10 protein-coding genes and 1 pseudogene are annotated in these 13,388 nt (G+C 73.0%); 10 read left to right on the top strand and 1 reads right to left on the bottom strand.

The features are described 5' to 3' along the window. The first annotated feature begins 35 nt into the window (after positions 1 to 35). The 4 genes from OG956_RS01585 to OG956_RS40165 all read left to right on the top strand — a co-directional run bounded on the left by OG956_RS01585 (position 36) and on the right by OG956_RS40165 (position 4,472). Positions 36 to 1,052 (top strand): cytochrome c oxidase assembly protein, encoded by a 1,017-nt coding sequence (locus OG956_RS01585; protein WP_330336088.1) that lies wholly within the window; start codon positions 36 to 38, stop codon positions 1,050 to 1,052. A 165-nt stretch (positions 1,053 to 1,217) separates the two neighbouring features. Next, positions 1,218 to 1,886 (top strand): flavin reductase family protein, encoded by a 669-nt coding sequence (locus OG956_RS01580; RefSeq protein ID WP_330336087.1) that lies wholly within the window; start codon positions 1,218 to 1,220, stop codon positions 1,884 to 1,886. A gap of 121 nt (positions 1,887 to 2,007) precedes the next feature. Next, positions 2,008 to 3,810, top strand: a complete 1,803-nt coding sequence (locus tag OG956_RS01575) for a thiamine pyrophosphate-requiring protein (RefSeq protein WP_330336086.1) — start codon at positions 2,008 to 2,010, stop codon at positions 3,808 to 3,810. Positions 3,811 to 4,082: 272 nt separating this feature from the next. Continuing rightward, entirely contained in the window at positions 4,083 to 4,472 is a 390-nt protein-coding gene (locus OG956_RS40165; RefSeq protein WP_443065516.1) for a hypothetical protein, read from the top strand. Here the strand turns inward: OG956_RS40165 and OG956_RS01565 are convergent. Then, positions 4,444 to 6,225: a glycoside hydrolase family 15 protein gene (locus OG956_RS01565; protein WP_330336085.1), complete on the bottom strand. Its 1,782-nt coding sequence runs from the start codon at positions 6,223 to 6,225 to the stop codon at positions 4,444 to 4,446. The genes OG956_RS40165 and OG956_RS01565 overlap by 29 nt on opposite strands. On the opposite strand from OG956_RS01565, the pseudogene OG956_RS01560 reads away from it, so the two are divergent. The 6 genes and pseudogenes from OG956_RS01560 to OG956_RS01535 form a co-directional block, all read left to right on the top strand. Continuing rightward, positions 6,171 to 7,004 (top strand): annotated as a pseudogene (locus OG956_RS01560) (sigma-70 family RNA polymerase sigma factor); the annotation flags it as partial. The gene OG956_RS01565 and the pseudogene OG956_RS01560 sit on opposite strands and share 55 nt — an antisense overlap. Before the next feature lie 165 nt (positions 7,005 to 7,169). Next, positions 7,170 to 8,969, top strand: coding sequence for a thiamine pyrophosphate-requiring protein (locus OG956_RS01555; protein ID WP_330342703.1), 1,800 nt, complete (start codon positions 7,170 to 7,172; stop codon positions 8,967 to 8,969). Further along, positions 8,966 to 10,108, top strand: coding sequence for an enolase C-terminal domain-like protein (locus OG956_RS01550; protein ID WP_330336084.1), 1,143 nt, complete (start codon positions 8,966 to 8,968; stop codon positions 10,106 to 10,108). The genes OG956_RS01555 and OG956_RS01550 overlap by 4 nt, the downstream gene beginning before the upstream one ends. A gap of 329 nt (positions 10,109 to 10,437) precedes the next feature. Then, positions 10,438 to 11,676 (top strand): FAD-dependent oxidoreductase, encoded by a 1,239-nt coding sequence (locus tag OG956_RS01545; protein WP_330336083.1) that lies wholly within the window; start codon positions 10,438 to 10,440, stop codon positions 11,674 to 11,676. Positions 11,677 to 11,730: 54 nt separating this feature from the next. After that, a complete protein-coding gene (locus OG956_RS01540) occupies positions 11,731 to 12,102 on the top strand; it encodes a YciI family protein (RefSeq protein ID WP_330336082.1) in 372 nt (123 codons plus the stop codon). Continuing rightward, positions 12,089 to 13,330, top strand: a complete 1,242-nt coding sequence (locus OG956_RS01535) for an RNA polymerase sigma factor (RefSeq protein WP_330336081.1) — start codon at positions 12,089 to 12,091, stop codon at positions 13,328 to 13,330. The genes OG956_RS01540 and OG956_RS01535 overlap by 14 nt, the downstream gene beginning before the upstream one ends. Positions 13,331 to 13,388 lie beyond the last annotated feature (58 nt).

The following is a 13,388-nucleotide window of genomic DNA, read 5'->3' as shown; positions in this document are numbered from 1 at the left end:
GTTCTTCCGTGCCGAGCCGAAGGAGGACGAACTGCATGGATGGTCACGCGATGACCGGACTGCCGGCCGGCGCTCTCCCGGAGCTGACCACGGGACGCCTGCTGTCGACATGGCAGCTGGACGTCCCCGCGCTGCTGCTGGTCCTCGCCCTCGGCGCGCTCTACGGCTGGGGCGTCACGCGGCTGCACAGGCGGGGCACGCCCTGGCCGCCGGTCCGGGTGACCGCGTTCGCGCTGCTCGGTCTGGGCGCGCTGGTGGTGGCCACGATGTCGGCCCTGGCCGTCTACGACCATGTGCTGTTCTGGCCGGCCGCCGTGCAGAACATCCTCCTCGACCTCGTCGCCCCCCTGGGCCTGGCCCTGGGCGACCCGCTGCGCCTCGCCGTGGAGGCGCTCGGGGAGGGCGCCGGCGGGCGTGTGCGCCGGGCCATGACCGGACGCCTGATCCGCGTGCTGACGTTCCCTCTGGTCAGCACCGCCCTGGTGCTCGGCACCGAGCTGACGGTGTACTTCACGCCGTACTTCGCGACCGCCCTGCGGGTGGGCTGGCTGCACGAGCTGATGTATCTGCATCTGCTCGTGGCCGGCTGCCTCTTCGTCGTGCCGGTGCTGACCCGCGAGGAGACGCTGCCCGCCTGGTGCACCCACCCGGTGCGGGCGGCGCTGGTGTTCGTGGACGGCATCGTCGACGCGGTGCCGGGCGTGGTCGTGATGACGCACAGCACGCTGATCGCGGGCGCCTGGTATCTGCACCACGCGCCGGCCTGGTCCCCGGACGTCCAGCACGACCAGCAGATCGGCGGCGGCGCCATGCTGACCATCGCCGAGTTGGTCGCGCTGCCCTTCCTGCTCGCGCTGCTGTACCAGTGGGCGCGCGCGGAGCGCGTCCACACCGCGGCCCTGGACCGCCGGCTCGACGCGGAACTCGCCCCCGTCACGCCGCCCGCCTCGGACCCTGGCCAGGCGCCCGCGCCCGAGCGGGTACGGCCCTGGTGGGAGACCGAGCAGAACGAGGTGGCCGCACGGATCCGGAGCCAGCACCGGGAGATCTGAGGCGGGACCCGGCGGAAGGCACCCGTGGGGCCGGCGGGCCAGGACGATGCCTGGCCCGCCGGCCCCACGGCGTTCACGGCTGGTGCTCGTGCTCGTTACCCGCCGCCGACGATCGCCGGTGATGGTTCGGCTCCGGCCGAACGATCGGCGCCCTACGGTCACCGCATGGACACCGCACCGAACCCCGCGAAGCCCACCGGCGGGCACCTGACCATCTCCCCGAGCATCCTGTACTTCGGCACGCCCGTCGTGCTGCTGACCACCGAGAACGCCGACGGGACCGTCAACCTGGCGCCGATCTCGTCCGCCTGGGCCCTCGGGCAGGCGGTGGTGCTGGGGCTCGGTGCACACGGCCAGACGGGAGCGAACCTGGCCGTCCGGCCGGAGATGGTGATCAGCCTGCCGGAACCCGGGCAATGGCCGGCCGTGGAGCACCTGGGCGGGCTCACCGGCCGGCTCGAAGCCGCCGGGCACGGCCCCCGCCGCGCCCGCTACGAGCCGGACAAGTTCCGGGCCACCGGCTTCACGCCGCAGGCGTCCCGCACCGTGCGCCCGCCACGGGTGGCCGAGTGCCCGATCCAGCTGGAGGCACGGGCCGCCCGCGTGGTCACCGCTGCCGCCGGCGACTTCCTCATCGTCGAGGCGCAGGTGCTGAAGGTGCACGCCGATCCGCGTCTGGTGGTCCCCGGAACCCAGCACATCGATCCCGCCGCCTGGAGCCCGCTGATCTACAACTTCCGGCACTACTTCGGACTGGGCCCGGAACGGGGCAGCAGCGGTGCCTCCGAGACGCCTCGCACAAACCGGCCCGTGAGCGCCGTGCTCGGCAGGTGACGACGGCCGTTGAGCCGCTCGGCTGGATCCTTCCCCGGACGGGCGCGCGAAGCGTTTACGCACGGGTCGCGGAGGCAACCCCCAGGCGCGACCCTTCGCTCCCCGGCTCAGGAGACCCCCCATGACCCAAGTCGCCGACTACGTCCTGCAACGCCTCACCGAATGGGGCGTGAAACGGGTGTACGGCTATCCCGGAGACGGCATCAACGGACTCCTCGGCGCCTTCGACCGTGCGCAGGGCGACCCGGAGTTCATCCAGACGCGGCACGAGGAGATGGCCGCGTTCATGGCGTGCGCGCACGCGAAGTTCACCGGGGAGGTGGGCTGCTGCACCGCGACCTCCGGCCCCGGCGCGGTCCATCTGCTGAACGGGCTGTACGACGCGAAGCTGGACCACCAGCCGGTGGTCGCCGTGGTCGGCCAGCAGAAGCGGCTCTCCCTCGGCGCCCACTACCAGCAGGAGGTGGATCTCGAGCTGCTCTTCGCGGACGTGTCCGAGTTCTGCCAGATGGTGGTGCACCCCGGGCAGGCCCGCCACGTCATCGACCGGGCTTTCAAGACGGCCCTGACCACGCGCGGCGTCGCCACGATCATCATCCCGAACGACGTGCAGGAGGAGGACGCCCAGCCGTCCCCGCCCAAGATGCACGGCTCGGTGTTCTCCAGTGTCGGCTGGAGCCGCCCGCGCGTGCTGCCCGACCCCGACGAGCTGCGCAAGGCCGCAGACGTCCTGAACGAGGGCACCAAGGTCGCGATGCTCGTCGGCCAGGGAGCGGCCGAGGCCGAGGAGGAGGTCGTCGAGGTCGCCGAACTGCTGGGGGCCGGGGTCGCGAAGGCGTTGCTGGGCCGGGAGGTGCTGCCGGACGATCTGCCGTTCGTGACCGGGCCGATCGGTCTGCTGGGCAGCAAGGCCAGCGACAACATGATCCGGAACTGCGACACGCTGCTGATGGTGGGCACGAGCTTTCCGTACGCGGAGTGGCTGCCGGACGAGGGGCAGGCGAAGGGCGTCGAGATCGACATCGACGGGCGGATGATCGGCGTCCGCTATCCCATGGACGCCCATCTCGTCGGCGACGCCAAGGAGACGCTCCGCGCGCTCATCCCCCTCCTGCACCGCAAGGAGGACCGAAAATGGCGCGAGGAGATCGAGAAGGACGTACGCGAGTGGTACGACCTGTGCGAGCGCTGGGCCGGCCAGCACTTCGAGAACACGATCAACCCGCAGGCCGTCGCCGCCGAGCTGTCACCGCGCCTGCCCGACGGCTGCATCCTCACCGCGGACTCCGGCTCGGGCACCAACTGGTGGGCCCGGAACCTCAAACTGCGCCAGGGCATGCGGGCGTCCCTGTCGGGGACGCTGGCCACGATGGGGCCGGGAACGCCGTACGCGATCGCCGCGCGCTTCGCCTACCCGGACCGGGCGGTGATCGCGTTCGTCGGTGACGGCGCGTTCCAGATGAACGGCATGAACGAGATGATCACCGTCAAGCGGTACCTGGACCGGCTGTCCGGCCCGGCGCCGTTCGTCATCTGCGTCCTCAACAACCAGGACCTCAATCAGGTCACCTGGGAGCAGCGCGCCATGGCCGGCGACCCGAAGTACCCGGCCTCCCAGGAGATCCCGGACGTGCCGTACGCGGCCTACGCCCAGCTGCTCGGCCTGAAGGGCATCGTCTGCGACGACCCCGGCAAGGTCGGCGCGGCCTGGGACGAGGCCCTGGCGTGCGACCGGCCGGTGGTGCTGGAGTTCAAGGTCGACAACGAGATCGCACCCATTCCGCCGCGCATCATGAAGGCCCAGGGCAAGAAGGCCGCCATGGCGGCGCTCCGCGACCCGGAGAAGGCCGGCATCATCGCGAAGGGCGTACGGCAGAAGCTCACCGAGTACGCCGAGCACCTCCCCGGCCGGGGCGGGAAGTGAGCGCGGGACAGAATGCCGGCGCCCAGGTCGCGGTGGTCACCGGCGCCGGCGTGGGCCGGGCCACGGCCCGTGCGTTCGGCGCGCGCGGCGCTGCCGGCAGGCGGCCAGAAGAGCCCCCGGGCAGGCCGCGCACGACGTCCGCACGGCCGGCGGACGGGCGCTGCCCCCGCCGTCGACGTCGCGGACCCGGAGGCCGTGGAAGCGGCCGCGCAGGTGGAGGACCAGCTCGGGCCGATCGACGTGCGCCGCGCCACCGAGGTGACCTGCCCGGGGTGAACACGCCGCAGTTCAACCAGGTGCAGACACGGCTGCCCCGGCATCCGCGGCCGGTGGCCCCGGTCTACCAGCCGGAGGTCGCCGCCCAGGGCATCCTGCACGCCGTCGACCACCCCGAGCGCAGCGAGCACTGGATCGGCGGCTCCAGGGTCGCCACCCTGCTGGGGCAGCGGTTCGCGTCCGGCCTGCCGGACAGGTACCTGGCCCGGACCGGCTACGACTCCCAGCAGACGGCGCAGCCTCCAGCTGTGGCTTCCCGCCACCGGGTCCCCTCGCGCTCGCAGGGGCCGCCGCGGGCGCCCTGGGCGCAGCCGGCACGGCTGTCGCGGCGGGCCTGCGCCCGCGGCCCCGGCCGTCTCAGCGCGGAAGCGTCGAGGCGTCGTTGAGGCGGACGGCGCACTCCAGCAGGAGAGCGTGGACGAACGCCTGGGGCAGATTGCCGCGCAGCTGGCGCTGACGTACGTCGTACTCCTCCGCGAACAACCCGGACGGTCCGCAGGCCGCCCGGGTCCGTTCGAACCAGCGGAGGGCGCCGGTGCGGTCGCCGAGGTGATCGCTGGCCAGCGCCATGGTGAACCCGCAGAACAGGAAGGCGCCTTCGGCCTCGCCCAGCGGCAGGCCCGGATGGGCGAAGCGGTAGAGGTATCCGTCCTCGGCCAGTTGCTCCTCGATGTAGCGGCGGGTCACCGGGTTGCTCGGATCGTCGGCGGAAGGGCAGCCCCGGGCCAGCGGCATCAGCAGGGCGGCCTCCGGACCGTCGTCGTCGGCGGCCCGGCGCCACCGGCCGTCGGGGCGCAGACACCGGCGCCGGGTCTCGGCGAAGACGGCCTCGGCGAGAGCGGCGCACCGCTTCGCCGCGCGCCCCGGCAGCACCTCGGCGATCCGGCGCAGCCCGCAGACGGCGCTCAGCCGGGACTGGGTCCACCACCGTTCCTCCAGTTCCCACAGGCCGGAGTCGGGCCGCTGCCAGTTCCGTTCCACCGCGTCGACCGCCACCGCGACCGCCTGCTCCGCGTCGGAGGAGAGCCGGTCGTGGTGAGCGGCGGCGGCGAACAACTGGAGCGCCTCACCGAACGCGTCGAGCTGGAACTGCCGCGCCGCGCGGTTCCCGATGCGGTCGTTGCCCCCCGGGTAGCCGCGCAACGGAAGCCCCCGCTCGTCAGGCACGGGGCCGCCGTCGACGGCGTACGCGGGGTGCAGTCCGTCACCGTCGGCGAGTACGCGTTCGGCGGTGAAGCGCACGGCGTCGTCGAGCAGCTCGTGCGGGCCGTGCGCGGCCACCGCGAGACCCGCGTAGCTCTGGTCCCGCAGCCAGGCGAAGCGGTAGTCGTAGCTGCGGCCGGTGTTCGCACGCTCCGGCAGCGAGGTCGTGGCGGCCGCGACCATGCCGCCGGAGGAACTCGTCAGCCCGCGCAGGACGGCGTAGGCGTGCCGGGCGTCGCGTGGTGCGGCCAGGCCGGAGCAGTCGGGCACGGCACGCCGCCAGGCCTCCTCGGTCCGCGTCCACAGCTCCTCCGGGTCCAGTTCCTCGACGCCGCCCTTCTCCGACAGCTCCAGGACCACGTCGTGCTGCTCGCCCTTGCGGAGGCGCACCTCGCCGCGCAGACCGCGCCCGGGGTTCCACGCCGCCCGGTGCGCCCCGAGGAGCCGCAGCCTGAGACCGCCGGCGTCAGCGGTCCACACCCCGCCCTCCAGCCGGGGGCCGCGCACCCGGCCGGCGCCGAAGCCGGGTCTCGGGTCGAGACCGACCCGCAGCCGCGCCTCCCCGCGTTCGACGCGCATGCGGCGCAGCAGCACCAGCCGGTCCACCGAGGCCGGCATCGCCAGCGCGTCACGGCACTCGATCACGGAGTCGGCGGTCAGCCAGCGGCTGACCCGGATCAGCGTGCCGTCCTCGTAGTAGCCGCCCCACACGTGCCAGCGGTCCTCCGGTTCCACACCGAAGTACCCGCAGCCGCCGATCAGCGAGGAGAACACCGCGTCACTGTGCCAGCGCGGGGCGCACAGCCAGACGATCCGTCCCTCCGGGTCCACGACGGCGCCGCGTTCGCCGTCGGCCAGGACCGCGTACTCCCGCAGCACCCATGGCGGACACACGTCACTCGGCACGCGCACCGGCCTGTCCGCTCCGTCATCCATGGCACTGTGGTTTTCCCCGCATCCCCCCGGGGAAACGGGCCGTACGCCGACGGGGGCGGGGCAGTGGTCGGGTGCACCCGCGACCCGCTCCACCGCGAGGGCCGCGCGCGCCTCGGGCCCGTGCCACTGCGAGCGTCACGGCGACGCCCAGATCCGCACAGGCCGCCACCCGCCATCGGTCACTGCACAGGGCGAGCCCGGCCATGGTCACGGCGTGCAGGGCGTCGGGCACGGCGGCCTGGCGGGCGGGCGCCACCCCTGCGCAGGGCAGCGAACACCGTCGTACGGGTCCTGGGGGCCCGTCAGATCCTGCAGGGTCCCGCCACGCGCGCGGACGGCGAGCATTGCATAGTGCAACGGAATCCGGATACCCAGCCGGTGTGCACACGAGCCCGGCCACAGCAGAGGCGCGCATGACCCCCCTCGGCACCCTTCGGTCACCACGCAAACGCACCCCCGACGGCGACCTCGTCCAGGTGGCCTGTCCGGGCCTGGTCAGGGCGATCGACGGCTACGACCCCGATCAGGGGCACGCGTTTTGCTCCCAGGCCGCGCTGCGCCCCCGCTCCCTCGACGCACCGCCGGAGGCGGCCGGCCACACCGCCCGTCCCGCGCTCGCCGAGACGCTGGGCGAGCCGGACGCCCGGCTGGCAGCCGCCGCCGAACGAGTGGCGGTCATCAGGGCGTTGCGGCAGTTCCCCGACCGGGAGGGCCGCATCCTCGTCCTGCGCCTCTTCCACGACCGTACCCAGCAGCAGATCGCGGCGGCCGTGGGGATCTCGCAGATGCACGGTACCCCGCCGGCCGTCCCGGCCCCGCCCGGTGCCACCGGCGCGCACATGTTCGGCCAGACGGAGGGACCGGGCCCGGTGCCCGTTTGCGGGACGCGCCCATGGGTCACCCACTCCCGACGGCAGAGGTGCGCGTCCGAGGGAGAGCATGTCATGACGCTGGTGGCCGACTACGTCCTGCAACGCCTGCGGGAATGGGGGATCGAGCGGGTCTACGGCTATCCCGGCGACGGGATCAACGGGCTGCTGGGCGCCTTCGAACGGGCCCACGGGGACCCGGAGTTCATCCAGACGCGGCACGAGGAGATGGCCGCGTTCATGGCGTGCGCGCACGCGAAGTTCACGGGGGAGGTGGGCTGCTGCACCGCGACCTCCGGCCCCGGCGCGGTCCATCTGCTGAACGGGCTGTACGACGCGAAGCTGGACCACCAGCCGGTGGTCGCCGTGGTCGGCCAGCAGAAGCGGCTCTCCCTCGGCGCCCACTACCAGCAGGAGATCCCGCTGGCCCGGCTGTTCGCCGATGTCTCCGAGTTCTGCCAGATGGTGGTGCACCCCGGGCAGGCCCGCCATGTGATCGACCGTGCGTTCAAGACGGCCCTGACCAGGCGCGGCGTCGCCACGATCATCATCCCGGAGGACATCCAGGAGGAGAAGGCCCAGCCGTCCCCTCCGAAGACGCACGGCTCGGTGTTCTCCAGTGTCGGCTGGAGCCGCGCCCGCGTGCTGCCCGACCCCGACGAGCTGCGCAAGGCCGCCGACGTCCTGAACGAGGGCACCAAGGTCGCGATGCTCGTCGGCCAGGGAGCGGCCGAGGCCGAGGAGGAGGTCGTCGAGGTCGCCGAACTGCTGGGGGCCGGGGTCGCGAAGGCGTTGCTGGGCCGGGAGGTGCTGCCGGACGATCTGCCGTTCGTGACCGGGCCGATCGGTCTGCTGGGCAGCAAGGCCAGCGACAACATGATCCGGGACTGCGACACGCTGCTGATGGTGGGTACGAGCTTTCCGTACGCGGAGTGGCTGCCGGACGAGGGGCAGGCGAAGGGCGTCGAGATCGACATCGACGGGCGGATGATCGGCGTCCGCTATCCCATGGACGCCCATCTCGTCGGCGACTCCAAGGAGACCCTCAAGGCCCTGCTGCCGCTGCTGGAGCGCAAAGCGGACCGCAGCTGGCGGGAGCAGATCGAGAAGGACGTCCGAGAATGGGACGCGCTCTGCCGTAAACGGGCCGGCCAGCACTTCGGCGGCACCATCAACCCGCAGGCGGTGGCGTCCGAGCTGTCGCCCCGTCTGCCGGACGGCTGCATCCTCACCGCGGACTCCGGCTCGGGCACCAACTGGTGGGCTCGGAACCTCAAACTGCGCGAGGGCATGCGAGCGTCCCTGTCGGGGACGCTGGCCACGATGGGGCCGGGAACGCCATACGCGATCGCGGCCCGGTTCGCCTACCCGGAGCGGCCAGTGATCGCGTTCGTCGGTGACGGCGCGTTCCAGATGAACGGCATGGCCGAGATGATCACCGTCAAGCGGTACCTGGACCGGCTGTCCGGCCCGGCGCCGTTCGTCTTCTGCGTCCTCAACAACCAGGACCTCAACCAGGTCAGCTGGGAGCAGCGCGCCATGGCCGGCGACCCGAAGTTCCCCGGCTCGCAGTACGTCCCCGACGTGCCCTACGCCCGGTACGCCGAGATGCTGGGCCTGAAGGGCATCTACTGTGAGAAGCCGAAGAAGGTCGGCAAGGCGTGGGACGAGGCGCTCGCCTCCGACCGGCCGGTCGTCCTGGAGTTCAAGGTGGACCGGGAGATCGCTCCGATCCCGCCGCACATCATGCTGGCGCAGGGCAAGAAGGCCGCCAAGGCCGCCGTACGGGACCCGGAGCGGGCCGGCATCGCGGCCAAGGGCATGCGGCAGAAGCTGACCGAGGTCGCCGAGCATCTGCCGGGACGGCACTCGTGAGCGCCGCGGTGGCGGACCTGGACGCCGTCCGGATCGACTCCGTCGACGTGCACGCCTTCGAGGTGCCGACCGACGGCCCGGACGGCACGGAGCAGGACGGCACCCTGGACTGGGACTCCACGACCCTGGTTCTGGTCCGGGTGCACGCCGGCGGCCGTACCGGGATCGGCTACACGTACGGCGACGTGTCGGTGGCCTCCTTCGCCGAGTCCAAGCTCACCGGGCTGCTGCGGGGAGGGTACGTCACCTCGCCCCCGGCCCTCTGGCACCTCATGCAGCGCCAGATCCGCAACGCCGGCCGGCCCGGCGTCGGCGCCATGGCGGTCTCCGCGGTGGACGTGGCGCTGTGGGACCTCAAGGCGCGGCTGCTCGAACTGCCGCTGATCCATCTGCTCCCGGCCTACCACGACCGGGTCCCGGTCTACGGCAGCGGCGGGTTCACCAACTACCCGCTCGACCGTCTCACCGACCAGCTCGGCGGATGGGTGGAGCAGGGCATCCCGCGCGTCAAGCTGAAGACCTCCCGGGATCCCGAACGGGACCCGCAGCGCCTTTCGGCCGTGCGCAAGGCCATCGGCGACGGGCCCGAGGTCTTCACCGACGCCAACGGCGCCCTGGGCCGCAAGCAGGCCCTGTACTGGGCCCGCCGGTTCCACGACGAGTGGGACGTGCGGTGGTTCGAGGAGCCCGTCAGCTCCGCCGACCTCGAGGGCCTGCGCATGCTGTGCGAGCGGGGCCCGGAGCGGCTGGAGATCGCGGCGGGCGAGTACGCGTACACGACACGGGACTTCGTCAACCTCGTCGACGGCCCCGCGGTGGACTGCCTCCAGGCCGACGTCACCCGCTGCGGAGGCATCACCGGCGTCCTGGAGACGGCGGGCCTGGCGGCGGCCCACCATCTGGACCTGTCCGCCCACTGCGCGCCGGCCGTCTCGGCGCACGCGTTCTGCGCCGTGCGCCGGCTGCGGCACCTGGAGTACTTCCACGACCACGTGCGGCTCGAACGCCTCCTGTTCGACGGCACGTTGACACCCGACGGCGGCGCGCTGCGCCCGGACACCGGCCGGCCCGGTCTCGGCCTGGAGGTCAAGTGGCCCGACGCCGAGCGCTACCGCGTGTACGGAACACGGCCCACCTGACCCGGTTCCCGAAGGAGAGCCGACAGCGATGGCCGTCCCCGAACTCGCCAACCTCGCCACCCGCGCCCCGGACTGGCGCGGCTGGCCGAGCTGGCAGCGGGCAACGACCGGCGCCGCCCACGACTACGGCTTCCTCGACGCCGCCGAGCGCTACCTGCATCCCGTCCTGGACACCCTCCGCCCGCACCTGCGCGCCGACACGCGTGTGCCGTCGACCCCCGGTCTGTTCGCGCGGGGCCGGAAGCGGTGCCGCCATGGCAGCCGGGCCCGCCGGGGGATAGGATATTCATCGGCTGATGAATTGATGTTCTCCCGAAGGGCGGGACGCGATGGAACGGACCACATGCTGTGTGGTCGGCGGCGGCCCCGCGGGCATGGTGCTCGCGCTGCTGCTGGCCCGGGCCGGTGTCCCGGTGACCGTGCTGGAGAAGCACGGCGACTTCCTGCGCGACTTCCGCGGCGACACGGTGCACCCGTCCACCCTGACGCTGCTGGACGAACTCGGCCTGGGCGAGCGCTTCGCCCGGCTGCCCCAACGCCGGCTGCGCACCGTCCAGCTGCCGGTCGGAGCCGACGGCTCGACCGTGACGGTCGGCGACCTCACCGTCCTGCGCGGCCCGTACGACTACGTGGCGATGGTGCCCCAGTGGGACCTGCTGGACCTGCTCGCCGACGAGGCCCGCCGCGAGCCGTCCTTCGACCTGCGGATGAACACGGAGGCGACCGACCTCCTCATCGAGTCCGGGCGCGTCACGGGCGTGCGCTACCGCACCGCCGACGGCCGCACCGGCGAGCTGCGCGCCCTGCTGACCGTCGCCTGCGACGGCCGCGGATCACTCGCCCGCGCCCGCCCGGAACTGGGTCTGCGCCGCTTCACCTGCCCGATGGACGCCTGGTGGTTCCGGCTGCCCCGCCGCGAGAGCGACCCGCAGGGGCTCTACGGCGGCGTCGGCGACGGCTTCCTGACCGCCATGATCGACCGCGGCGACTACTGGCAGTGCGCCGGGCTCATCCCCAAGGGCACCGACAGCCGCCGGCGTGCCGCCGGCCTCGACCGCTTCCTGGCCGACTTCGCGGCGGCGGTGCCCTGGATCGCCGACCGCACGCACGCCGTGCGCTCGTGGGACGAGGTCAAGCTCCTCGACGTACGCCTGGAGCGGCTGCGCCGCTGGTACCGCCCCGGACTGCTGTGCATCGGCGACGCCGCGCACGCCATGTCCCCGGTCTTCGGGATCGGCATCAACCTCGCGGTCCAGGACGCCGTGGCCGCCGCCCGCTACCTCATCGGGCCACTGCGCCAGGGGCGGGTGCGTCCGCGCGACCTGCGCCGTCTGCAGCGCCGCCGCCGTCCCACCACGGTCGCCGCACAGACCCTCCAGCGGATGGCCCACGCCCGCTTCATCGCACCCGTCCTGCAGGGCCGCCCGGCGCTCGGCAGTCCGGACCGGGCCCGGCGTCTGGCGCGCCTGGTCGCCGGATCACCGTTGCGCCGGCTGCCCGCGTACTTCATCGCCTACGGCGCACTGCGCGAACGCGCGCCCGAGGCGGCGGTCCGCCGGGTGCCGTGACACATCGAGGCCGCGGTGCTGTCCTGTCGGCGCCGGCTTGTTCGTCGGGAAGGTGTGACCGGAACGACGACCGAGGAGGACACGATGAAGTACGTGCTGCTGCTGACCCGGGGCGCCTGGCAGGAGGAGGGCTCCGACCAGGAGCGCGGCGAGGTCTACGGCCGCATCATGGAGTGGTTCACCAAGCACCGCGCCGACGGGACGATCGTCGAGGCCCAGCAGCTCCGCGAACCCGAGACCGCGACCACCGTCGTCGTCGAGGAGGGCCGCTCCACCATGATCGACCGTCCGCTGCTGGAGGCCAAGGAGGCGATCGGAGGCTACGCGGTGGTGGAGGTGCCGGACCTGGACGCCGCGCTGGAGCTGGCGGCGAGCTTCCCGGTGCCCGACGGCAAGGTGGAGGTGCGTCCGCTTGTCGAACGCTGACCCGGCCGGCGACCGGGACACCCGGTCGCTGATCGAGCGGGTCTTCCGCGAGGAGGCGGGCCGGCTGACCGCCAGCCTGGTCCGCCTCCTGGGCGACTTCGACCTGGCCGAGGAGATGGTCGGCGAGGCCGTCGTGGAGGCGCTGCGCCACTGGCCGAGCACGGGGCCGCCCCGGCGGCCCGGAGCCTGGCTGCTGACGTGCGCCCGCAACAAGGCACTGGACCGCATCCGGCGCGAAGCCCGCTTCCACGACCGGCTCCCGCAGCTCGCGGCCCGCATCGAGGCGCTGCCCGACTCGGCCGAGCGCGAACCCGACGACCGGCTGCGGCTCATCTTCACCTGCTGCCATCCGTCCCTCGACCCGGACGCCCAGGTCGCCCTGACCCTGCGCGCCGTGGCCGGCCTGACCACCGCCGAGATCGCGCGGGCGTTCCTGGTGCCCGAGGCCACCCTGGCCAAGCGGATCACCCGCGCCAAGCACAAGATCGCGACCGCCGGGATCCCCTACCGGGCGCCCGAGCCGGAGGAGCGCGCCGCACGGCTGCCCCAGGTCATGCGGGTGGTGTACCTCGTCTTCAACGAGGGCTGCTTCACCACCGGGGGAGAAGTGGGCGTACGGCGCGAACTCGTCGACGACGCCGAATGGCTCGCCGCCCTCCTGGCCGGCGCACTGCCCCAGGAGCCGGAACCGCTCGGCCTGCTCGCCCTGATCCGGCTGCACGCGGCCCGCTGGCCCGCCCGCCTGGACGCGGACGGGCGGCTCATACCGCTCGCCGGCCAGGACCGTACCCGCTGGGACGGCCGGCGCATCCGCAGCGCGACCGCCCTGATCGAGCGGGCGGCCGGCTTCGGCAGACCGGGGCCGTACCAGATCGAGGCCGCCATCGCCGCCGTGCACTGCGAGGCGCCCACGTGGAAGGACACCGACTGGCCGCAACTGCTGCGCCTGTACGACATGTTGCTCGCCGTCGACCCCTCGCCCGTGGTGCGCCTGAACCGGGCCGTCGTGATCAGCCACACCGACGGCCCGGCCACCGCCCTCGCCCACGTCGACGCCCTCGCCGACCGGTTGGGCCGCTACCACCTGTTCCACGCCACCCGCGCCGCACTGCTGCGCGACCTCGGCCGCGACGAGGATGCCGCCGACGCCGACCGGCAGGCCCTGCACCTCACCGCGAACCCCGCCGAACGCTCCCTGCTCACCGCGCGACTGGGGCCGACGGCGTAGCGCCGCCGATACCGTTGCCGCGCGGCACCCAAGCGTTCGCCGTACGCGGCTGAGCGGG

The sequence above is a fragment of the Streptomyces sp. NBC_00557 genome (assembly GCF_036345995.1).
Classification (GTDB): Bacteria; Actinomycetota; Actinomycetes; order Streptomycetales; family Streptomycetaceae; genus Streptomyces.
This window is presented reverse-complemented; position numbering and strand designations above follow the sequence as displayed.

What these genes read in the sequence shown, in the direction of transcription:
- OG956_RS01575 (WP_330336086.1), top strand. Translation starts at nt 2,008, where the DNA reads ATGACCCAAGTCGCCGACTACGTCCTGCAACGCCTCACCGAATGGGGC.
- OG956_RS01555 (WP_330342703.1), top strand. Translation starts at nt 7,170, where the DNA reads ATGACGCTGGTGGCCGACTACGTCCTGCAACGCCTGCGGGAATGGGGG.
- OG956_RS01585 (WP_330336088.1), top strand. Translation starts at nt 36, where the DNA reads ATGGATGGTCACGCGATGACCGGACTGCCGGCCGGCGCTCTCCCGGAG.
- OG956_RS01545 (WP_330336083.1), top strand. Translation starts at nt 10,438, where the DNA reads ATGGAACGGACCACATGCTGTGTGGTCGGCGGCGGCCCCGCGGGCATG.
- OG956_RS01580 (WP_330336087.1), top strand. Translation starts at nt 1,218, where the DNA reads ATGGACACCGCACCGAACCCCGCGAAGCCCACCGGCGGGCACCTGACC.
- OG956_RS01565 (WP_330336085.1), bottom strand. Translation starts at nt 6,225, where the DNA reads ATGGATGACGGAGCGGACAGGCCGGTGCGCGTGCCGAGTGACGTGTGT.